The 20,334-nt window shown below is 61.4% G+C and carries 23 protein-coding genes; 19 read left to right on the top strand and 4 right to left on the bottom strand.

The features are described 5' to 3' along the window. Window positions 1-80 precede the first annotated feature (80 nt). From HNP71_RS00545 to HNP71_RS00485, 14 genes are all read left to right on the top strand, one after another. Entirely contained in the window at window positions 81-1,496 is a 1,416-nt protein-coding gene (locus HNP71_RS00545) for an NAD(P)H-dependent flavin oxidoreductase (RefSeq protein ID WP_183264903.1), read from the top strand. A 96-nt stretch (window positions 1,497-1,592) separates the two neighbouring features. After that, on the top strand, window positions 1,593-2,447 hold the full coding sequence (locus HNP71_RS00540) for a division plane positioning ATPase MipZ (RefSeq protein WP_183264902.1): 855 nt from the start codon (window positions 1,593-1,595) through the stop codon (window positions 2,445-2,447). A 96-nt stretch (window positions 2,448-2,543) separates the two neighbouring features. Continuing rightward, window positions 2,544-3,299: a uroporphyrinogen-III C-methyltransferase gene (gene cobA / locus HNP71_RS00535; protein WP_183264901.1), complete on the top strand. Its 756-nt coding sequence runs from the start codon at window positions 2,544-2,546 to the stop codon at window positions 3,297-3,299. Window positions 3,300-3,381: 82 nt separating this feature from the next. Beyond that, window positions 3,382-3,516, top strand: a complete 135-nt coding sequence (locus HNP71_RS14290; RefSeq protein ID WP_281376857.1) for a hypothetical protein — start codon at window positions 3,382-3,384, stop codon at window positions 3,514-3,516. 161 nt (window positions 3,517-3,677) lie between these two features. Next, window positions 3,678-5,216 (top strand): methyl-accepting chemotaxis protein, encoded by a 1,539-nt coding sequence (locus HNP71_RS00530; protein WP_183264900.1) that lies wholly within the window; start codon window positions 3,678-3,680, stop codon window positions 5,214-5,216. Window positions 5,217-5,266: 50 nt separating this feature from the next. Beyond that, a complete protein-coding gene (locus HNP71_RS00525) occupies window positions 5,267-5,566 on the top strand; it encodes an STAS domain-containing protein (protein ID WP_183264899.1) in 300 nt (99 codons plus the stop codon). After that, a complete protein-coding gene (locus HNP71_RS00520; RefSeq protein ID WP_183264898.1) occupies window positions 5,563-5,928 on the top strand; it encodes a response regulator in 366 nt (121 codons plus the stop codon). Before HNP71_RS00525 ends, HNP71_RS00520 begins: the two co-directional genes overlap by 4 nt. A 14-nt stretch (window positions 5,929-5,942) precedes the next feature. Further along, window positions 5,943-8,063 carry a chemotaxis protein CheA gene (locus HNP71_RS00515; RefSeq protein WP_221246556.1) on the top strand — a complete coding sequence of 707 codons (2,121 nt, stop codon included), beginning with the start codon at window positions 5,943-5,945 and terminating at the stop codon, window positions 8,061-8,063. Between the two features lie 3 nt (window positions 8,064-8,066). Beyond that, window positions 8,067-8,534: a chemotaxis protein CheW gene (locus HNP71_RS00510; protein WP_183264897.1), complete on the top strand. Its 468-nt coding sequence runs from the start codon at window positions 8,067-8,069 to the stop codon at window positions 8,532-8,534. After that, the gene (locus tag HNP71_RS00505; protein WP_183264896.1) at window positions 8,531-9,418 is read left to right on the top strand and encodes a CheR family methyltransferase; all 888 of its coding nucleotides are present in this window, start codon (window positions 8,531-8,533) and stop codon (window positions 9,416-9,418) included. The genes HNP71_RS00510 and HNP71_RS00505 overlap by 4 nt, the downstream gene beginning before the upstream one ends. Beyond that, on the top strand, window positions 9,415-10,437 hold the full coding sequence (locus HNP71_RS00500) for a protein-glutamate methylesterase/protein-glutamine glutaminase (protein WP_183264895.1): 1,023 nt from the start codon (window positions 9,415-9,417) through the stop codon (window positions 10,435-10,437). Before HNP71_RS00505 ends, HNP71_RS00500 begins: the two co-directional genes overlap by 4 nt. Next, window positions 10,434-10,997 (top strand): chemotaxis protein CheD, encoded by a 564-nt coding sequence (locus tag HNP71_RS00495; protein WP_183264894.1) that lies wholly within the window; start codon window positions 10,434-10,436, stop codon window positions 10,995-10,997. Before HNP71_RS00500 ends, HNP71_RS00495 begins: the two co-directional genes overlap by 4 nt. A gap of 77 nt (window positions 10,998-11,074) precedes the next feature. Continuing rightward, window positions 11,075-11,452, top strand: a complete 378-nt coding sequence (locus tag HNP71_RS00490; protein WP_183264893.1) for a hypothetical protein — start codon at window positions 11,075-11,077, stop codon at window positions 11,450-11,452. A gap of 1 nt (window position 11,453) precedes the next feature. Further along, window positions 11,454-11,939: a chemotaxis protein CheW gene (locus tag HNP71_RS00485; RefSeq protein ID WP_246344004.1), complete on the top strand. Its 486-nt coding sequence runs from the start codon at window positions 11,454-11,456 to the stop codon at window positions 11,937-11,939. Window positions 11,940-11,990: 51 nt separating this feature from the next. Here the strand turns inward: HNP71_RS00485 and HNP71_RS00480 are convergent, their stop codons facing one another. Further along, window positions 11,991-12,656 carry an alpha/beta hydrolase gene (locus tag HNP71_RS00480; protein WP_183264892.1) on the bottom strand — a complete coding sequence of 222 codons (666 nt, stop codon included), beginning with the start codon at window positions 12,654-12,656 and terminating at the stop codon, window positions 11,991-11,993. 231 nt (window positions 12,657-12,887) lie between these two features. Between HNP71_RS00480 and cysE the strand changes: the two genes are divergently transcribed. The 5 genes from cysE to HNP71_RS00455 all read left to right on the top strand — a co-directional run bounded on the left by cysE (window position 12,888) and on the right by HNP71_RS00455 (window position 17,309). Next, on the top strand, window positions 12,888-13,550 hold the full coding sequence (cysE, locus tag HNP71_RS00475; protein WP_183264891.1) for a serine O-acetyltransferase: 663 nt from the start codon (window positions 12,888-12,890) through the stop codon (window positions 13,548-13,550). 5 nt (window positions 13,551-13,555) lie between these two features. Then, a complete protein-coding gene (locus HNP71_RS00470; RefSeq protein WP_183264890.1) occupies window positions 13,556-14,647 on the top strand; it encodes a cysteine desulfurase family protein in 1,092 nt (363 codons plus the stop codon). 31 nt (window positions 14,648-14,678) lie between these two features. Then, complete coding sequence (locus HNP71_RS00465) at window positions 14,679-15,002, top strand: ferredoxin family 2Fe-2S iron-sulfur cluster binding protein (RefSeq protein WP_183264889.1); 324 nt, start codon at window positions 14,679-14,681, stop codon at window positions 15,000-15,002. Window positions 15,003-15,010: 8 nt separating this feature from the next. Continuing rightward, window positions 15,011-16,051, top strand: coding sequence for a tRNA 2-thiouridine(34) synthase MnmA (gene mnmA / locus HNP71_RS00460; RefSeq protein ID WP_183264888.1), 1,041 nt, complete (start codon window positions 15,011-15,013; stop codon window positions 16,049-16,051). A gap of 109 nt (window positions 16,052-16,160) precedes the next feature. Further along, window positions 16,161-17,309, top strand: a complete 1,149-nt coding sequence (locus tag HNP71_RS00455; RefSeq protein WP_183264887.1) for a Hint domain-containing protein — start codon at window positions 16,161-16,163, stop codon at window positions 17,307-17,309. Here the strand turns inward: HNP71_RS00455 and HNP71_RS00450 are convergent. From HNP71_RS00450 to HNP71_RS00440, 3 genes are read right to left on the bottom strand one after another with little or no spacing between them, the layout of a single operon-like run. Then, window positions 17,306-19,063 carry an ABC transporter ATP-binding protein/permease gene (locus HNP71_RS00450; RefSeq protein WP_183264886.1) on the bottom strand — a complete coding sequence of 586 codons (1,758 nt, stop codon included), beginning with the start codon at window positions 19,061-19,063 and terminating at the stop codon, window positions 17,306-17,308. The genes HNP71_RS00455 and HNP71_RS00450 overlap by 4 nt on opposite strands. A 1-nt stretch (window position 19,064) precedes the next feature. After that, window positions 19,065-19,328 (bottom strand): DUF3253 domain-containing protein, encoded by a 264-nt coding sequence (locus HNP71_RS00445; protein WP_183264885.1) that lies wholly within the window; start codon window positions 19,326-19,328, stop codon window positions 19,065-19,067. 43 nt (window positions 19,329-19,371) lie between these two features. Beyond that, on the bottom strand, window positions 19,372-20,217 hold the full coding sequence (locus HNP71_RS00440; protein WP_183264884.1) for an EAL domain-containing protein: 846 nt from the start codon (window positions 20,215-20,217) through the stop codon (window positions 19,372-19,374). Window positions 20,218-20,334: the final 117 nt, after the last annotated feature.

The raw sequence follows: 20,334 nt of genomic DNA, 5'->3' as shown, positions 1-20,334 counted from the left end.
TATGTCAATGTGTAATACAAGCATGCCTGAGGGACTGCTCCAATCCTGGGGCGGCGTCCGGCCGTACAAGGTTAGTGTTAATGAAGGCTATCAACGCCATCCGCATGGGTGGCACGGAAATTCTTCCTCTGGTCGAGGGGGGCAAGGGCGTCGCGGTGACCAATGGCATGACTGCCGGGCATTGGGCGGCCAGCGGTGGTGCTGGCACCTTCTCGGCCGTGAACGCCGACAGTTACGATAAGGATGGCAAGGTCATCCCGCAGATCTACCACGGCAAGACCCGCCGTGATCGCCATGAGGAGCTGATCGCCTACGGGATCGAGGGTGGCGTGGCCCAGGCCCAGCGCGCCTGGGATATTTCCGGCGGCAAGGGGCGCATCCATGTCAACATCCTGTGGGAGATGGGCGGCGCCGAGCGGATCATCACCGGGATTCTGGAGCGCACCAAGGGCATCGTGAACGGCATCACCTGCGGTGCTGGCATGCCGTATCGCCTCGCCGAGATCGCGGCCAAGTTCAACGTGCATTACTACCCCATCGTGTCTTCCAGCCGTGCCTTCTCGGCGCTTTGGAAACGCGCTTATTCCAAGGTGTCTGATCTGCTGGGCGGCGTGGTGTATGAGGACCCGTGGCTCGCCGGTGGGCATAACGGCCTCTCCAACTCGGAAGACCCGAACAAGCCGGAATCCCCGTTCCCCCGCCTCGTGGCGTTGCGCAAGGTGATGCGCGAGTTTGGCCTGGGCGAGACGCCGATCATCATGGCCGGTGGCGTGTGGGCGCTGGAGGAGTGGCAGGATTATATCGGCAACCCGGAGATCGGGCCGATCGCATTCCAGTTCGGCACGCGCCCGCTGCTGACCAAGGAAAGCCCGATTCCGCAGAGTTGGAAGGATCGCCTGCTCACGCTCAAGCCGGGCGACGTGTTCCTCAACCGCTTCTCCCCTACCGGGTTCTATTCCTCGGCCGTGAACAACAAATTCATCCAGGAACTGCGTGAACGCAACGAGCATCAGGTGGCCTATTCGCCCGAGCCCGTGGGCGAGCATGTGGTGCAGTATGGTGTCGGTGCCCGTAAGCGTTCCGTGTATCTCACCGCACCGGATTATGCGCGGGTGAAGGATTGGGAGGATGCGGGCTTCACCGAGGCGCTGCGTACCCCCGACTCGACGCTGATCTTCGTGGACCGCGCAAAGGCCGAGGAGATCCATGAGGATCAAGTGAATTGCATGGGCTGCCTCAGCCAGTGCCGCTTCTCCAACTGGTCGCAGGAGCCGCCGGAGTACGACAACGGCAAGAAGGCCGATCCGCGCAGCTTCTGCATTCAGAAGTCGCTGCAGAACATCGCCCATGCCGCGCCGGATGACGAGGACGCCATGGACAACAACCTGATGTTCGCCGGGCACAATGCGCACCGCTTCGCCACCGACCCGTTCTATTCGAATGGCTTCATCCCGACGGTGAAGGAACTGGTGGAGCGGATACTCACCGGGAAGTAAGGGTGGAACGCGGGGCGGGATTTTCCCTCTCCGCGCGCCGGGTGGCTGGGTTACACTGCGGCCCAGATTCCGAGTCGCAGAAGGATTCCCGTGGCCATGACTACAGTGCACACCCGTCCTCATGTCATCGTGCTGGGCAATGAGAAGGGCGGGTCGGGTAAATCCACCACCTCAATTCATATCGTCGTGGCCTTGCTGCGCGATGGCTATCGCGTCGGCGCCATGGATCTCGACGCTCGCCAGGGCACGCTTGCCGGTACCCTGGCGGCGCGGCGCAATTTCGTCGAAGCCAAGGGTATCCCTCTGCCGTTGCCAGAATTTCGTCCGGTGCACCGCTCCGCGTTGGATAACCGGTTGGAGGCCGAGGCCGAGGAATGCCAGCGTTTCGAGGCCGCGCTCGGCGAGTTGCGGGAGGCGGGGGCGGAGATTGTGGTCATCGACTGCCCCGGCGCCGATACGCATCTCTCCCGGCTAGGCCACTCCTATGCCGATACGCTGATAACCCCGATCAATGACAGCTTCGTCGATTTTTCCATGCTGGCGAAGGTGGACCCAGACAACCACGACATCGTGAACCCCAGCATTTATTCCGAGATGGTGTGGGAGGCGCGCAAGCAGCGCTTCATCCGCGACCGTGGCAAGTTCGACTGGATCGTGATGCGCAACCGGCTTGCGGCCTCGGAGGCGCGCAACAAGCGCGATGTGGGCGAGACGCTGGAACTGCTGGCCAAACGCATCGGCTTCCGTACTCAGAAGGGCTTCGGCGAGCGTGTGATTTTCCGCGAGCTGTACCTCCAGGGGCTGACCCTGATGGACGTGAAGGAGGCGAATATCGGCATCGCCATGGGGCTCTCGCACATCGCCGCCCGAAACGAGGTGCGCGCCTTGGTCGGCGCGCTAAAGCTGCCGCCGCGCCGGGAGCGTGTGGCTGGCGCCGAGGCGGCGGCTTAAACTAACCTTTGGTTAGTTTTATCCAATCCAGAGGCTGGGCTTGCATTCAGGAATAAAACGTCCAATTAGAACCCCGCATCCGCGTGGGGTTTGGTAATGACGAGTGTTTTCCTGGTTGGGGCTGGTCCCGGCGACCCGGATCTGCTGACGGTGAAGGCGTTGCGCCTGCTCCAGACAGCGGATGTGGTGCTGCACGACAGCCTCGTCGGGAAAAAAATTCTGACGCTGGTCTCTAACAAAGCAAGGCTTGTCGACGTCGGCAAGCGCTGTGGAAAAACCTCCGCGGCGCAAGGTGAGATCTGCCGCCTGCTGGTGGCCGAGGCTCGGGCTGGGTACCGAGTGGTGCGGCTGAAGGGGGGCGACCCGATGGTATTCGGCCGTGCCACCGAGGAGATGGACGCTCTGCGCGAGACCGGAATTGCCTTCGAGGTGGTGCCCGGGATTACCGCCGCAACGGCGGCGGCCGCCGCGCTGCAGATTTCGCTGACCCGCCGGGAAGTGGCCCGCTCGGTGCATTTTCTTACCGGGCACGGGGCTGCGGGGGGCTTGCCCGAGCATGATTGGGTGGCTCTGGCCCGGGGCGGCGGTACTTTGGCCGTGTATATGGGGGCGCAGACTTTGCCGGGGTTGGCCGCGCATCTTATCGAGGCTGGGATGTCCCCGGACACGCCGGCTTTGGCTGTAGAAAATGCTGCCTTGCCAGGGCAGCGCGTGCTGAGCGGCACGCTTGGCGCCCTGCCGCGTCTGCTGGCGACGGCAGCGCCGGAAGGTCCGGTGCTAGTGCTTATCGGCCAGGCGCTGGCGGACGAGGCGGTGGCGCAGGGCACGCTGGCCGCGGCCGTCGCGGGATAGTTTGACGCCGATAGCAAAGTCTTAAATTTCCATGCGCATAAGCCATGTGTGCCCGTTTGGGCGCGCAGATGGAGGGCTATGCATGAGAAATCAGTCGATCATCGTTAAGTGGCTGGCCGAACGCGGCTGTTTTGGCGTGTTTTCTCAAGGCATCGGCGCTGCCCGTTTGGAATATCTTAACCAAGGCGGCGTTATTGTTAGCCGATCGCCGCTTTAGGCGGCTTTGAGGGCAACAATCCTATGGCCAACCTCACGCAAAATAAGACCCCGCCGTGACGTCTCGGGCGGCAGCGATCGCATCCCTGCATCCTTGCGGCGAGACGCTGGCTCCACCGCTGCGGAATGACAGCAGGCCACCCTTTGTAAGCGAGAATATAAATGGTTGATATCAGGCAGCAATTGTCCATCTGGGGCGGGGCCGAGCAAGAGACCGGAGATATGGTCTATCGGCTTGTTCACGAGAATCTCGAGGCCATCCTGCTGAAAGCCTATCAGGTGGCGGAGCCTGGCTTGCGCAGGATGCCGGTTGACGTACTGGCCGACGAAGAACGTAAATTCGCATATATCGCCCGCGGGAATTTTTGCGACGGCTATTTCGAGCAGCAAGAGGTCATCGCCAAGAGGCTGGCCGGGAAGATCGATTACGTTGATTACCTGAATGGGGCCTATTCCGCTTACCTGACCGGGCTGACGCAAACCCTGTTGAAGGAAAAGCCCTGGTTTCGTGGCGACCGCGATAAGTTGATCGAATCGCTGATGCGGTCGGTGCTCTCTGACATCAGCGTGGTGATGTTCCATTATTTCGACCACCTGACCAAGCAGGCCGAAGAGGCGCGGGTGGAGGCGGAGATGGAGCGTGTGCGCCTCGCCGAGGAAGACAAGCAGACGATCAGTGTTGTGGAGAGCGCGATGGCGGCGCTTGCCGAAGGCGACCTAACCTGCCGGATAAACGCGACGCTCCCTGCGCGCAGTGAGGCGCTCAAGCGTTATTTCAATGCCACGGCGGAGAAACTGCAGCAGACCATGCGCGCCGTTTCGGCAAATGCACAGGGGGTGCGTTCCGCCGCCGGAGAGATCACGCAGAGTTCGGATGATTTGTCGCGGCGGACAGAGCAGCAGGCGGCGAGCCTGGAGGAGACGGCGGCAGCGCTGGACCAGATCACCGCGACGGTGCGCAAGACCGCCGAGGGCGCCAGCGAGGCGCGGGATGTGGTGAAGGCGGCGAAGGCGGATGCCGAGCGTTCCGGCATGGTGGTGAACGAGACCGTGGCGGCGATGAGCGGCATTGAGACGTCGTCGAAGCAGATTGCAAGCATCATCGGGGTGATCGATGAAATTGCCTTTCAGACGAATTTGCTGGCGCTGAACGCGGGTGTGGAGGCGGCGCGCGCCGGTGATGCGGGGCGCGGCTTTGCCGTGGTGGCCACCGAAGTGCGGGCCTTGGCCCAACGCTCGGCCGATGCCGCCAAGGAGATCAAAACGCTGATCGAGACATCCGGGATGCAGGTTGAGTCGGGCGTAACGCTGGTGGGGGAGACAGGCCGTGCGCTGACGCGGATCGGGCAGCAGGTGGACCGGCTGAGCGTGCTGGTGAGCGATATCGCAGGCTCCGCGCAAGAGCAGTCGGCGGGACTCAACCAAGTGAATACGGCTGTGAACCAGATGGACCAGGTAACCCAGCAGAACGCCGCCATGGTGGAAGAGGCGACAGCAGCCAGCCACGCCTTGGCTGATGAGGCTGAGGAACTGGTTCGGCTGGTGGGGCAGTTTCGTCTCGGCGGCGAGGGGGCGGCTCCGGCCATGCCCAAGCCGGAAGCCCGCATGGTGCGTAAACTAGTGGTGAAAGCTGCACCTGCCGCACCGGTGGGGAAATTCGTTGCCGTTGCGCAGACGGCGGATGACTGGACCGAGTTCTGATCCGCAAGCGGTTATGGAATCATTATGAATTATACGAGAAAGTTTCATTCATGACAGATGTTCTCGAACTGCCTGCAGTGCTCGACATCGTTGCTGCCCACGGAATGCTCGAAGCCGTTAACGCACGGCGAGGATGCGCGCTGACAATGGATGCAGGCGCAGTCCAGCGTTTGGGGGCGCAGTGCCTACAGATTTTACTGGCGGCGCGTGCGGCTTGGGAGGCGGATGAGGTGGAGTTGCGGTTGGAGAATCTGTCATCAGAGTTTTCCGCGGCGTTGGAATTGATGGGTGTGTTACCAGAGGAGTTGGTAAATCACGTATTGACGAAGGACAAGGAACTAGCCGCATGACCACGACGGTACTGACAGTGGATGATTCCAGAGCGATGCGGGATATGTTGCGCCACTCGTTGGTGGCGGCCGGGTTCCGCGTGCTGCAGGCGGAGGATGGCGTGCATGGGCTTGAAGTGCTGAGGCTCGAAACGCCGGATGTGATTGTTACCGATATCAACATGCCACGCATGGACGGTTTCGAATTTATCGAAGCCGTACGCAGGAATGATGCATATCGTGCCGTGCCAATGTTGGTGCTGACCACCGAAGTGGATGCGGAGAAGAAAAGCCGGGCGCGAAAGGCGGGAGCTACAGGCTGGATCGTTAAGCCTTTCGATCCGGTGAAGCTGGTTGAAGCCATTCGCCGCGTCGCGGCCTGAAAAGGGAGGGTGCCATGGAAGACCCGATGGCGGAAATCCGAGCGACGTTTTTCCAGGAATGTGACGAGCAACTCGCGGCGTTAGAGGCTGGACTGCTTGAGATGCAGAGCGGTACAGCTGAGGCGGAGACGGTAAATGCCGTGTTCCGTGCCGTGCATTCGATGAAGGGTGGCGCGGGGATTTTCTCGCTCGATGCGCTGGTGCGCTTTGCCCATAAGTTCGAGACGGCGCTGGATAAGGTTCGCTCCGGTGAGTTGGTGGCAACACCCTCTGTGGTTGGAGTTTTTCTGCGCGCTGCCGATGTGCTCTCCGATGTTGTCCATGCCGCTCAGGAAGGAGGTGCCGTCGATGAAGGGCGTATCTCGGCATTGGTAGCAGAGCTGGAGCATATCAGTGATCCCGTCTCAGCATCAGAGAACAACCTTGCGACACCTGTCGCGGTGGTGCTGGAAGAGACAGGCGGTGCTTGGGATATTGTTTTTGCCCCGCGCTCTGAAATGTATGCTAAGGCCAATGAGGCAGCGCTGCTTCTACGCGAGCTGGGGCGGCTGGGAACCATGAAGGTGACGCTGGATTCCAGCAAGTTACCGGAATTGAGTGTGCTTGACCCGGAGGGGGCATATTTAAGTTGGAAGATTGCGCTTGACGCTGAATGCGACGAGCTGACGATCCGTAATGTTTTTGAGTTTGTCGAGGATGATTGCGAGCTGACGGTCTCACGTTCCGATCTGGCGGGTTTTGCGCCCGGTACTGTGATCACGGGTGATAACGGCTTCAAGTTCGAGTTTTTTGCCCCCATGCCGGAGGTAGAGGAGGAAATGCAAGTCGAGGACGTGCATGTTCCTGAGAACGAACATCATGAGGCACTGCCACCTAAACATACGGTCGTAGAGGCGATAGCAGCCAAGGCTGAAAGTGCGACAACGGTGAGTGCCACCATCCGCGTGGATCTCGATCGTGTTGACCGCATGATCGATCTGGTTGGCGAACTTGTAATTAACGAGGCAATGTTAAGTCAGCGCGTGATGGAGGCTGGTATTGCACGCGCTTCCGGCGTTGCGATGGCCTTAGAAGAGTTGGAGCATCTGACCAGAGAAATCCAGGATAGCGTGATGGCTATCCGTGCGCAGCCTGTGCGCTCCGTATTTCAGCGCATGCCGCGTCTGGTGCGTGAGGTGGCGGCCCAAACCGGCAAGCAGGTGCGACTGGTGACGGAAGGTGAGGGCACGGAAGTCGACAAGACCGTGATCGAGCGGATTACCGACCCGCTGACGCATATGATTCGTAATGCCATCGATCATGGACTGGAAACACCAGAGAAACGGGTGACCGCTGGTAAGCCTGAAGAAGGCACGGTGAAGCTAACGGCACTGCATCGCTCGGGACGCATTGTACTCGAGGTTTCAGATGATGGTGCTGGCATCAACCGTGCGCGGGTCAAGCAAAAGGCGATTGAGAATGGCGTGATCGCCCCTGATGCACAGCTTACAGATGACGAGATCGATAACCTTATTTTTCTGCCAGGCTTCTCCACGGCGTCGAAAATCTCCGATATCTCCGGCCGTGGCGTTGGCATGGATGTGGTACGCCAATCGGTACAGGCGCTTGGTGGGCGTATTTCGATCTCTTCCAGGCCAGGGCAAGGTTCAACATTTACGCTCTCCCTTCCGCTGACCTTGGCTGTGCTGGATGGCATGGTGGTTTCCACGCGTGACCATACGCTGATTATTCCGCTGGGGGCGATTGTGGAAACGCTGAAGCCGCAGATGAAGGATGTATTCCCGCTGGATCACGAGACCAATCTTTTGGTGCTACGAGGTGGTTATGTGCCTATGGTCGATGTCGCGGCCAGCCTGGGCTACTGCGAGGACCCCATAGAGCCGGAACAGGGCGTGGCGCTGCTGGTGGAGGGCGAGGGGGGCGTACGTGCCGTGCTGTTGGTGGATGCGATCCACGGCCAGCGCCAGGTGGTGATCAAGAGTCTGGAGGCGAATTACCGTGCGGTGCCGGGTATCGCGGCTGCCACGGTGATGGGTGATGGACGCGTGGCATTGATCCTGGATGTCGATGCGGTGGTACGCAACGCGCGCGGCGATAGCGGGCGCAGCGAAGCCGCAATGGTAGAGGCGGGCTAAGACATGACCAATAGCGCGGGATTAAGCGAGTTGGATAACCGAGAGCTGATTGCATTCCGTATCGGCCGGCAGGAATTCTGCATTAACGTGATGATGGTACGTGAAATTCGCGGCTGGGCGGGGGCGACGATGCTGCCGCGTTCGCCGCGCTACGTGAAAGGCGTAATTAATCTTCGCGGCGCTGTGCTGCCAATTGTCGATCTCGCCGTGAGGCTTGGCCTGCCGGGTAACGAGCCCACGGCACGAAACGTGATCATCGTGGTGCAGATCGGGCATCAGCAGATAGGGCTTTTGGTTGATGCGGTCTCCGATATTCTGACCGCGAATGATGCGGAGATTCAGACCTCACCAGATTTGTCCTCCGATCTGGTCAAGAACTTTGTCAAGGGCCTGCTGCCGGTGGAAGGACGTATGATCAGCCTTATCGGGCTGGATAACGTGCTCCCCGCAGGTGAGCTAGAAGCGGCATGACAGCGCAGCTGGAAGTTTCAAAAGCCACATTGGTTGAGAATGCCGAGTTCAGTCTGACATCGCGCGATCTTGCGGTTATTACGCGGATTATGCTGAAAGAGGCCGGTATTTCTCTCTCTGGCGCCAAGGCAAATCTGGTTTACTCGCGCCTTGCCAAACGTGTACGTAAGCTTGGGTTGGGTAGCTTTTCCGAATACTGCGCCATGGTTGAAAGTGATACGGGGACGCAGGAGCTTGGCGAGATGATCGCGGCTTTGACCACCAATGTAACACGGTTTTTTCGTGAGCCACATCATTTCGAGCATCTGCGTGAGAAGGTATTGCCGGGCCTGATGGCGCAGGCAAGAGCAGGGGGGCGGATAAGGCTTTGGTCTTCGGCCTGTTCCTCTGGGCCTGAACCATATTCCATGGCACTTACCATATTGAATGTGATGCCGGATGCATATCGGTACGATGTGAAGATTCTGGCCACGGATATTGATCCAAATGTTTTGGCTACGGGTGAAGCTGGAATTTACGAAGAAAGCGCCTTGGAGCCGGTGCCGATGGGGCTGCGTAAGACTTGGTTCTCGCCGTTGAATGACGGCAGCGGACGTATGCGTGCTAATGACGAGCTGCGTGGGCTTGTCAGTTTTCGTAAGCTGAATCTCATTGGCTCCTGGCCGATGCGAGGGAAATTTCAGGCCATCTTCTGCCGCAATGTTGTCATATATTTTGACAGTGATACGCAGGAGGCACTCTGGTCCCGCATGATGCCGCTGTTGGAGGAGAATGGAGCGCTGTATATCGGGCATTCCGAGCGTGTATCCGGCCCGGCGGAAGCATTGCTCGCCAATGATGGCATCACCACTTATCGCAGGCGCCGTAATGGAGAGCTAAAATGACGGTGCGCGTTCTGGTTGTCGATGATTCCGCGACGATGCGCAGCGTAATCACCGCGACGCTGCGGGCCGATCCAGAGATCGACGTAGTAGGCCAGGCGGCAGATCCGTACGAGGCGCGCCAGTTGATCAAACAGCTTTCACCAGATGTGATCACGCTGGATATCGAGATGCCGAATATGGATGGCTTGGCGTTTCTTGATAAAATTATGCGCTTGCGGCCGACGCCGGTCATTATGGTTTCCACGTTGACGCAGGCCGGGGCTGAAGTAAATCTGAAGGCTCTCGAAATTGGCGCGTTCGACTGCGTGGCTAAGCCCTCTTCATATAACCGCGATAGTTTCGAACAACTCGCGGAGAAGGTGAAAGCCGCCGCACAATCGCGCCGTCGCCCAATGTTGGCCCAGCGCGCGCCGGTGCTGCCCGGTGGCAGCTACGCGCCGGATGGGCGGCTGGTGGCCATCGGTTCTTCCACCGGCGGGGTGGAAGCGTTGATCACCATCCTCTCAAAATTTCCCGTCAACTGTCCGGCGACGGTCATCAGTCAGCACATGCCACCGACTTTCACAGCGAGTTTTGCCGCGCGGCTGAACAAATTATCCGCCGCGGAGGTGAGCGAGGCGGTGGATGGCGCGAAGCTGCAAACAGGGCATGTATATCTGGCTCCAGGCAATGCGCATCTGGAAGTTTCCAGTGGTTATGTGCGTCTGAGCGATGCCCCGAAGGTGAATGGTCACCGGCCATCGGTGGATGTGATGTTCCATTCTGTACTGCGCAGCATGGGGGGACGTTCAGTGGGCGTTATCCTTACGGGGCTGGGGCGCGACGGTGCCGAAGGATTGCTCGCCTTGCGCGAGGCCGGGGCGGAGACGATCGGCCAGGATGAGGCAAGCTGCGTGGTTTATGGCATGCCGCGCGCGGCCTATGAGATTGGCGCGGTGATGCGGCAATTACCGTTGGAGAAAATCGCGGAGCGTATTCTGCTGAGTACCAATGTTCGCAGCCGGGAGCATGCGGGATGACGCTCCTAACCGGCACATCGGCGCGCCAGGAACGAAAGATCAACATTGTTCAAGGCGAGCACTATGTGGATGACGATCCCCATACCGTGCTGACCACGATTCTTGGCTCTTGCATCGCGGCCTGCATCTGGGATGGCGTGGCCGGAATCGGTGGCATGAATCATTTCCTGCTGCCGGGCGATGGATCTCGCCGCCAGCCAGGAGGCGATGCCATGCGCTTTGGTGTACATGCCATGGAACTACTGCTGAACGCGTTACTGCGCCGTGGTGCGCAGAAAAGCCGAATGAAGGCTAAGCTCTTTGGTGGGGCACGGATGATCAAGGGGCTGACGGATATAGGCGAGATGAACGCGCATTTTGCAGAAGGCTTCCTCCGCGAGGAGGAGATCAATTTGGTTGGCGGCAGTTTGCGCGGCGACCAGGGGCGAAGGATCCAATTTTGGCCGCATACGGGCCGGGCGCGGCAGGTGCTGTTGTCTAACGAGACGGATTCGATTCTTCGGTCGGAGCGAATTCGTCCGCAGATGCCGACCAGTGCCGGTAATGTCGAATTGTTCTGAATCTTCGCCAGCCGTTAACCCGTGCCGGGCATTCTCTGCCCATAGGCCCAGCTGAGGTGCCGGGCGGGAGAGGCAGGATGAATAACAACCGGAGCTGCGAAGATGAGCGGCACCATGCGCCGCTGAATTCGATACTGGAGGCTCTGGGCGAGGAGTTTCACGAGCTTTGGCAGTTTACCGAGCAGTTGCAGGCCTCGCTTGGTCCGGCTTTGCTGGTGGTGGCTAACGACCCAGAGCGCCATCGCGACGTGCAGTCGATGGATCTGTTGGCGCAGAGATTGGCGGCCCTTGCGAAATACATGCTGACCATCAGTAGGTTGCTGCCCGAGGAATGGAGCGTGAACCCGCACTCCGCGCTCAGCAAAGTCACGCTCTCGGACTTGCAACATCGCCTGAATGGGGCGTCTGGGCCGGAGGAGTCTGGCCAAAAATCCGGTGAATTGGAGATGTTTTAACATGGACGGAATGCATCAGCGCTACGGTACCCAGGAACGACGCATGGAGTTGCTCTCGGTGCGCTGCGGGGAGCAGGAGTTCGCCATGGATATTCGCTCCATCCGCGAGATCCGTGGTTGGATTGCCTCCACGCATCTTCCGCATGCTCCAGCTTTTATCAAAGGCATGGTCAATTTGCGCGGTACAGTGCTGGTGGTGGTCGATCTTGCCGTGAGGCTCGGCCTGCCCGCGCGCGAGCCTGGGGCGGGTTCGGTGGTTGTGGTGGTGGAGGCCGGAGACAAGGTGGCAGGGCTGCTGGTGGATGCGGTATGCGATATCATCACCGTGACGGATGATATGCGCCAGCCGATCCCGGAAACCGGAACCGCAGCGCCGAAGGAGTTCCTGGAAGGGCTGGTGATGATGGAGCACCGCATTGTCAGCGTCATCTCCATACCAGCGCTCATGCCAGACGCAGAGGTTCAACAGATGGCCGAGGCTCTATAATAAAAAAACGGCGCCGCAAGGCGCCGTTTTCGCGTTTGAGAGGTGGCGGAATTAATCCGCCGCAAGGGCCATCTGCTTGCGGGCGAGTTGCTGGGTCACGTAACCCTCAACCGCCTCGGCCACCTTGTCCGCATGGTTGGCGAACACGTGGTCCGCTCCCTCGAACACGCGGTAGTCAATGGCCACGCCCTTCTGCAGGTTGAGCTTGTCCACCAGCTTGCGCACGGAATTCTCCGGCACCAGCTCGTCGGCATCGCCATGAATCATCAGCCCGCCGCAAGGGCAGGGGGCAAGGAACCCGAAATCATAATGCGCCGCCGGCGGGGCGACGGAGACCCAGCCGGAGACTTCCGGGCGGCGCATCAGCAGTTGCATGCCCACGAAGGCGCCGAAGGAATAACCGGCGATCCACAGGCCGCCATGGCCGGGATTGAGCGCCTGCATCCAGTCCAGCGCCGCCGCGGCGTCGTTAATCTCGCCCATGCCACCGTCGAACTTGCTCTGGCTACGGCCCACGCCGCGGAAGTTGAAGCGCATGACGGAGAAACCCAGGCGTTGGAACACCTGGTACATGGTGTAGGTGATGCGGTTGTTCATGGTGCCGCCGTGGAGCGGGTGCGGGTGCAGCACCAGCGCCAGCGGGGCGCCACGCTCCTTGGCGTGGTGGTAGCGACCCTCAAGGCGGCCTTCCGGGCCGGCAAACATCACTTCAGGCATTCTCTGACTCGTCTTTCATCAACAGCATACGGAAATTCGCTAAAGAAGAGCTTTAGCCGCAAAAACAACCGGCGAGGGCGAGGCCCTTGGCCAGCGGAAAGTTGACCTAATCGGTCCAGATAACTAAATGCTCCTCACGGCTTCGTGACATTACAAAACGTTTAACGATGGGTTTCCCCACAGGTCTGTTAATATAGCCTGCTTCTCGGCTGTTTATCCACGGAAATTCGCATGTCCCTTATGTTTTTAGCGGAGACGATCCGGGCATATCGGGAGCGCGACCCTGCGGCCCGGTCGAATCTCGAGGTGCTGCTCTGCTATCCGGGGCTGCACGCGGTGGGGATTCATCTGGTGGCCAGCGCCTGCTGGCGGCGGGGCTGGCGCACGCTGGGGCGGTTCATCTCGCATATCGGCCGGTTTCTCACGGGTGTCGAGATACACCCCGGCGCCAAGCTGGGCCGGCGCTTTCTCATCGACCACGGCATGGGCGTGGTGATCGGCGAGACCGCCGAGATTGGCGATGACGTGTTCATCTACCACCAGGTGACTTTGGGCGGGACCAGCCTGAAAGGCGGCACGCGCCACCCGACCATCGGCAATAACGTGATCATCGGGGCCGGGGCCAAGGTGCTGGGGGCGATTGAGATTGGCGACGGGGCGCGGATCGGCGCCAACGCCGTGGTGGTGGCCCCGGTGGCGGCGGAGACCACGGTGGTTGGCATCCCCGCCCGCCCGGTGGAGCGCGAGGCCGGCAAGCCACGCTTCGACGCCTATGGCACGCCCTGCGACCCCTGCTTGGACCCGCTTTTCCATGAGGTCGAGCTGCTCCGGGCCAAGTTGAGCGCGCTGGAGGGGCGGATTGCGGGCCAGGCGGCCCAGCAGCCGGAGATTTAAAGGCAATGCTGTATCTGGATGCCAATGCCACAGAGCCGGTGCGCCACGCGGCGCGTGAGGCAGCTCTGGCGGCGATGAACACGCTGGGCAACCCGTCCTCGACTCATGCGGCGGGGCGGGCGGCACGTAAGCTGCTGGAAGAGGCGCGGGAGGCGGTGGCCCAGCATTGCCACTCGCGGCCCCAGGATGTGGTGTTCACCTCCGGGGCCACGGAAGCCAATGCCCTGGCCATCCATGCGCTGGGGGTAGGGCGGCCGGTGCTGACCGGCACCACCGAGCATGATTCCATCCGCGCCGCCGCGCCCGATGCGGTGCCGGTGCCAGTGCTGGTGGATGGCACGCTTGATTTTGCGGCGCTGAATGCGCTGCTGACGATGCATCCCGATGCCCTGCTCTGCCTGATGGCAGCGAATAACGAGACCGGCGTGCTGCATGACATCGCGGCGGCAGGGCGGCTTTGCGCGGCGCATGGAGCGTTGCTGCATGTGGATGCCGTGCAGGCCATTGGGCGCTGCAACCAGGATTGGCTTGCGCTGGGGGCGGCGAGCTTCGCCCTCTCCGGCCATAAATTCGGCGGGGTGATGGGGGCCGGGGCGCTGGTCACGCGCAAGGGGCTGGAAATCAACCCGCTGATGCGCGGCGGCGGGCAGGAGCTGGGGCGCCGTGGCGGCACGCCGCCGCTCCCGGCCATCGCTGCGCTGGCGGTGGTTTTGGGCGAACCCTACGAGGCCGAACGGATTGCCGCGTATCGTGATGCGATGGAAGCCGCTGCTATCGCCTCAGGGGCGGTGGTGATGGGGGCCGGGGCGCCGCGTCTGCCCAACACCATCTGTCTGGCGCTACCGGGCGTGCGGGCCGATACCCAGCTCATCGCGCTGGACATGGCCGGAATCGCGGTTTCGGCCGGTTCGGCCTGCTCTTCAGGCAAGGTCACTTCCAGCCATGTGCTGGCCGCCATGGGCCAGGGCGAGCTTGCGGGTCAAGCCATCCGCGTCTCTCTGCCCTGGGATGTGACGGAGGGGGCGGTGGAGCGTTTTGCGGCTGCCTATGCCACCATGGCGAAACGAGCCTTGCGCCCGCAGGCCGCTTCGGCTTAACGACGCCCCCACAGTATTCAAGGTTTTGCATATGCCGAAAATGACTTTTATCGAACGTAACGGCCAGCCGCGTGAGGTGGAGGCCCCGCTTGGGCTCTCCGTGCTCGAGGTGGCCCACAAGCATGGCGTGGATCTGGAAGGCGCATGCGAAGGCTCGCTGGCCTGCTCCACCTGCCATGTGATCATCGCGCCGGAGTGGTTCGATAAGCTGAAATCCCCCTCCGAGGACGAAGAGGACATGCTGGACGTGGCGTTCGGGCTGGAGAAGACCTCGCGTCTCGGCTGCCAGATCACCATCACCGAGGCGCTGGACGGCCTCACCGTGCGTCTGCCGCCCAGCAAGAAGGCGGGCTGAGACAAGCCATGAAGGTTGTGGTCGCCATGTCCGGCGGGGTCGATAGTTCGGTGGTCGCCGGGCTTATGGCGCGCGCCGGGCATGAGGTGATTGGCGTGACGCTGCAGCTCTACGACCATGGCGCGGCCGTGGGCCGTAAGGGCGCGTGTTGCGCCGGGCAGGACATCCACGATGCCAAGCGTGTCGCGGACCGGCTCGGCATTGCCCATTATGTCATCGACTCGGAGGCACGCTTCCAGCAGAGCGTGATCTCCGCCTTCGCCGATTCCTACGCCGGTGGCCAGACTCCTGTCCCCTGCATCGCCTGCAACCAGCACCTGAAATTCGGGGATCTGCTGGAGATGGCGCGCGGGCTGGGCGCCGAGGCGATGGCCACCGGCCACTATGTGCGCCGGTTTGAAGGCCCCAACGGCGCCGAGATGCACAAGGCCGTGGATGATAGCCGCGACCAGAGCTGGTTCCTTTTCGCCACCACACGCGAGCAACTGGAATTTTGCCGGTTTCCGCTGGGCGACTATGCCTCGAAGGCCGAAGTCCGCGCCATTGCGGCGGAGATGGGCCTCGCCGTGGCCGACAAGGCGGATAGCCAGGATATCTGCTTCGTCCCCTCCGGCACCTATGCCGGGATCGTGGAGAAATACCGTCCGGACGCGCTGGAAGCGGGGGATGTCGTAGCCGAGGATGGTCGCGTGCTCGGCCAGCATCAAGGCATCGCCCGTTACACCATCGGCCAGGCCAAGCGCCTGCCGGATACGGCCGCGCATATGGTGGTAAAGAAGATCGAACCGGGGACACGGCGCATCGTCGTCGGCCCGCGCGGGGTGCAGAGCCCCACGGTACGGCTGCGTGACGTGAACTGGCTGGTGGAGCCGCGCGAGTTGCATGCGGCGGTGAAGCTGCGGGCGCGGGATACGTTGCACCCGGCGCGGATTGTCCCGGACGGGAGCGGCGCGGTGCTGCATCTGGAGGAACCGGCCCTTGCCGCGCCCGGCCAAGCGGCGGTGTTTTACGACGGCACACGCGTGCTTGGCGGCGGGTTTATTCTTTAACCCCGTTTGTTGATTCGTTAACCGGATAAGATACAATCTGCGGTAAGTTGCCTTAAGTTGATTCGGCGCTATGGTTGTGCTGAACGCCTTTTGGCCTGCGGGAACGGGCATGGCGAGTTACAGCATAGCGTCCGGCGGCACGTTGACCATCACGCAGCCGCTGACGGTCGGCATGAATATCGAGTTCCTCAACAATACCGATGATAGCGGCGTGCTGATCTTCACCAACGGAGCCATGGGGGTGAACACCGCCACGGTTAACGGCACGCTGTCCACCAGCGCCTATTTCGGCGGTACGGTGCTGAACTTCCAGCCCTGGAATTACGGTATTCCAGGCGATCAGGTGACGCTGCAGGTCATCAAGAGTCTGTTCTCGGAACTGGACGTGGCCAGCACTGCGGCAGCCGATAATGCCGAGTTCGCGGGTTTTGCCACGCTGGCGGCCGCTAGCGCGGATACGATTCTGATCGTCGATGGCACGGTACGGCCCGGTCCTGGCACGCCGTTCACGCTCAATGCCAATGAGCAGCACATTATCGACGAAATGGCCGTCGGGCTGTTCGGCAGCGCCGCCAACAGCGCCACGCTGGTCCTCAGCTTCTCCGATATCCGTGAGAACCCGAACAGCAACCATCCCTACATCGATGGCGTGTTCGTCACCGATACGCCGGTGAACCCCTGTTTCGTTTCGGGAACGCGCATCCTCACCCCGCGCGGTGAGGTGCCGGTCGAGGAACTGCGCGAGGGGGATCTGGTCATCACCCACGAGGGGGAGGAACGGCCAATTATCTGGATCGGGCGGCGGGAGGTTGAAATCGCCACGCAGTTGCGGCCCGAGTTGGTGCGGCCCGTGGTCATCGAACCCGGTGCGCTGGGCGATGGCATACCAGCCCATGAGCTACGGCTCTCGCCCGATCATGCGTTGTATCTCGACGGCATGCTGGTTCCGGCCAAGGCGCTGATCAACTGGGCCAATATCCGCCAGGATCACGGCGCAAGGCGGGTAACCTATTACCATATCGAACTGCTGTGCCATGGCGTCATCTTTGCCGAGGCGGCGCCAGTGGAAAGTTTCCTCGATACCGGGCATCGCAGCGTGTTCGACAATGCGGAGGACGCGGTCATTGCCCTGCCCGCAGCCATGCAGGCTAGGCGGGAAGCGGAGAGCTGCGCGCCGCTCTGCACCTCCGGGCCGGAGCTGGAGACCATCCGGCAGCGTATTGCCAGCCGGATGGTGGGAATCAGGCTCTCGCGTTAGGCCACGGGTTCGGCGGCGGGGGTCAGAACGCCATCCGCCAGATGCAGCTGCCGTTGGCCCGCTCCGTCATGATGGCTGATGGCGACGATGGTGGTATGCGGCAGCCGCTTGGTCAGCGTGGCTTGCACCTTGGCGGCCAGTTCCTGGTCCAGTGCCGAGGTGGCCTCGTCCAGGAACAGCCAATCGGGTGTCGCGACAAGCGCGCGTGCCAGAGCTAGGCGCTGTTGCTCGCCGCCCGAGAGCTGCAGCCCCCAATTGCCAGCCTCATGTAGCCGGGAGGCCAAATGTCCCAGGCCCAGCGCCGAGAGCGCATCCAGGGCCATATCGTCGCTGATCGTGCTGTCCTGCGCCGGATAGGCGATGCTGCGCTTGAGGCTGCCGAGCGGGAAATAAGGCTTCTGCGGCAGGAACATGAGGCTGCCGGAGGGCGGGGTGATCTGCCCGCCGCCAAAGGGCCAGATGCCGGCGATGGCGCGGAACAGCGTGGATTTGCCGGAGCCGGACGGGCCAGTGACGGTGATCTTCTCGCCTGGCGGCAAGGTGAGGCTGGCATGGTCCAGTAGTTTGCGGCCATCGGGCAGGGTCAGGGTAAGGTTGTCCAGCACCAGTGCCGTGCCCGGCTGGCCCAAACGTGGCCCGCCAACGGCGGCGGCACGTGCGGCGACCATCGCCTCGCGGAAGCCATGCAAACGCGAGACGGTTGCGCGCCACGCCACAAGGTTGGGGTAGGAGGTGATGAACCAGGACAACGCACCCTGCACTTGGCCGAACACCATGGGGATCTGCGATAGCTCGCCCAGGCCGATCAGCTTGGCGAAATAGCGCGGCAGGATGACCACCAGTGGGAAGATATTGGCGATCTGCGTGAAGCCGATGGTGAAGAAGTTTAGCAGCTTGGTCCGGCGCATGATCGCCCAGAAATTATCCCGTACCGCCTGGAAGCGCTCGCGCAGGGTGATCTGCTCGTCCCCCTCGCCGCGCGAGAGGGCGATGGCCTCTGGGTTCTCGCGCACGCGCACGAGCCCGTAGCGGAAATTCGCCTCCAGCCGCTGCTGGCTGAAGGAGAGCGGCACCAGCTTGCGGCCGATAAGCTGCGTGATTGCCGTGCCGATGGCGGAGTACAGCACCGCAACCCAGAGCATGTAGCCGTGGATCGTGACACCAAGAACCGTGATTGAGCCGGAGATGGCGTAGAGCACGAAGACAAAGCTGAACAGCGTGACGACGTTGGAGATGAAATCCATGCCCAGCGCCAGCGAATTGGCGGTGAAATCCCGCAGATCCTCGGAGATGCGCTGGTCCGGGTTATCGATAACGGCGCCGGGGTTGTGGCTGAGGCTGATGGTGTAATAGGCGCGGTCGGTCAGCCAGTTCTCAACATAATGCGTCGTCAACCATTGCCGCCATTTAATCTGCAGCATCTGGTTGAGATAGAAGGCGTACACCGCGATGAGGATGTAAACGACGACCAACTCGGCGAAGCCCGGCATGGGGCGGGTGGAGCCGGGCGGGATAATGTACAGGTAGTACAGCAGATGTACCACGGTCTTTTCGTCATACACCTGGATGGCGGCAAAGAAGTCGCGGTTCCAGTAGGTGAGCACCACGTTCAACCCGACCAGCATCAGGTTGAGCGTGACAATGGCGGCAAGCAGGCCGCGAGCGACCCAGCGTTCCTCGGAGGTGAAATAGGGCTTGGCGAGGCTCCAGGCCTCGGCGAGGCCCGTGAGGAAATTGGTGAGCCGCTCGCGCATGTCAGTCTTCCTGCTTCAGGCGCAGGCGGAGTACGCCATGCAGCACGTCCGGGCTGATGGGCTTGCCCTTGCGCAGGATCTCGATGCGCCCTTCGCGGGCCAAGCGCTGCGCCGCCAGCTTCACCGGGGCAAGGCTCTTGCGCCAGCTATCGTCCGCCGGGTTGCCGGCCAGGGCACGGGCGGCTTCGGTCGGGCAGATGGATTTATTCGGCCCGCGTGCGGCGAGCGTGGTGAGGATCGCCTGTTCGGCTGGATCATTCGTCATAAGCCAAGGCTTATGCCCGATTGCCCGCCATGTTCAAAGCCATTCAGGCCGGTGCGAACATGGCAGCCATTTCGTCCGGCCCCACGGGCGGGCCAAAATAGAGGCCCTGGCCCTCATCGGCGCCGAGATCCACCAGAATTTGGTACTGCGTCTCGTTCTCCACGCCTTCGGCCAGCACGGTTTGGCCCAGGGCGTGCCCGGCGTTGATGACGGCGCGGACGATGGCGTTACCCGAATCCTCATCGAGGTTTTGCACCAAAGAGCGGTCCAGCCGCAGCGTGGAGAAGGGCAGGCGCTTGAGCGCGCTCAGGCTGGCATAGAAGGTGCCGAAATTGTTCAACGCCAGCCGCACGCCAAGGCCCTGCAGAGCCTTCAGCGCGAACACTGTGTCATCATTGCTGTCAAGCAACGCGGGCTCGGCGATTTCCAGTTCCAGCCGCTCGGGGGCGAGGCCCGACTGATTCAGCGACTCGAGGAGCTGGCGGATGAGCTGCCCGCTTTGCAGATGCGGCAAGGACAACGCCATGGAGGTGGTGAAATGCGCCGGCCAGGTGGCGGCGTGGCGGCAGGCTTCGCGCAAGGTCCAGCCCGCGAGGCTGGTGATGATGTCGGAGCGTTCAGCGATGGGCATGAAATGCTGGGCGGGGACGAAACCGCGGCGGGAATGGCGCAGCCGCACCAGGGTTTCCGCGCCGCGGGCAAAGCCGGTGCTTAGCGTGATGATAGGCTGGTAATGCAGGACGAAGCCCTCTGTCACCAGGGCTTTACGCAGGCGCTCGGTCATGCGCCGGCGTTCGGTAACCTCGCGCCGTGCGTTGCGCTGGCGCAGCTCTCGCACGGATTGTTGTGAGGCCGGGTTTTCGAGGGTGGGAACATTAAGCTCGGTCATGGCACGCCTGGATAGTCATGTGCCCGACACTGCGTTGCGATGGTTAATGGAATAAAAATGGATTTTTTAAATATTTAGGCAAAGTTTTGTTGCATGTGCCGACAGTGGGCTCGTTTA

The organism is Acidocella aromatica (assembly GCF_014201825.1).
Classification (GTDB): domain Bacteria; phylum Pseudomonadota; class Alphaproteobacteria; order Acetobacterales; family Acetobacteraceae; genus Acidocella; species Acidocella aromatica.
The sequence above is the reverse complement of the archived record's forward strand: the minus strand, read 5'-3'. Positions and strand labels throughout refer to the sequence as shown.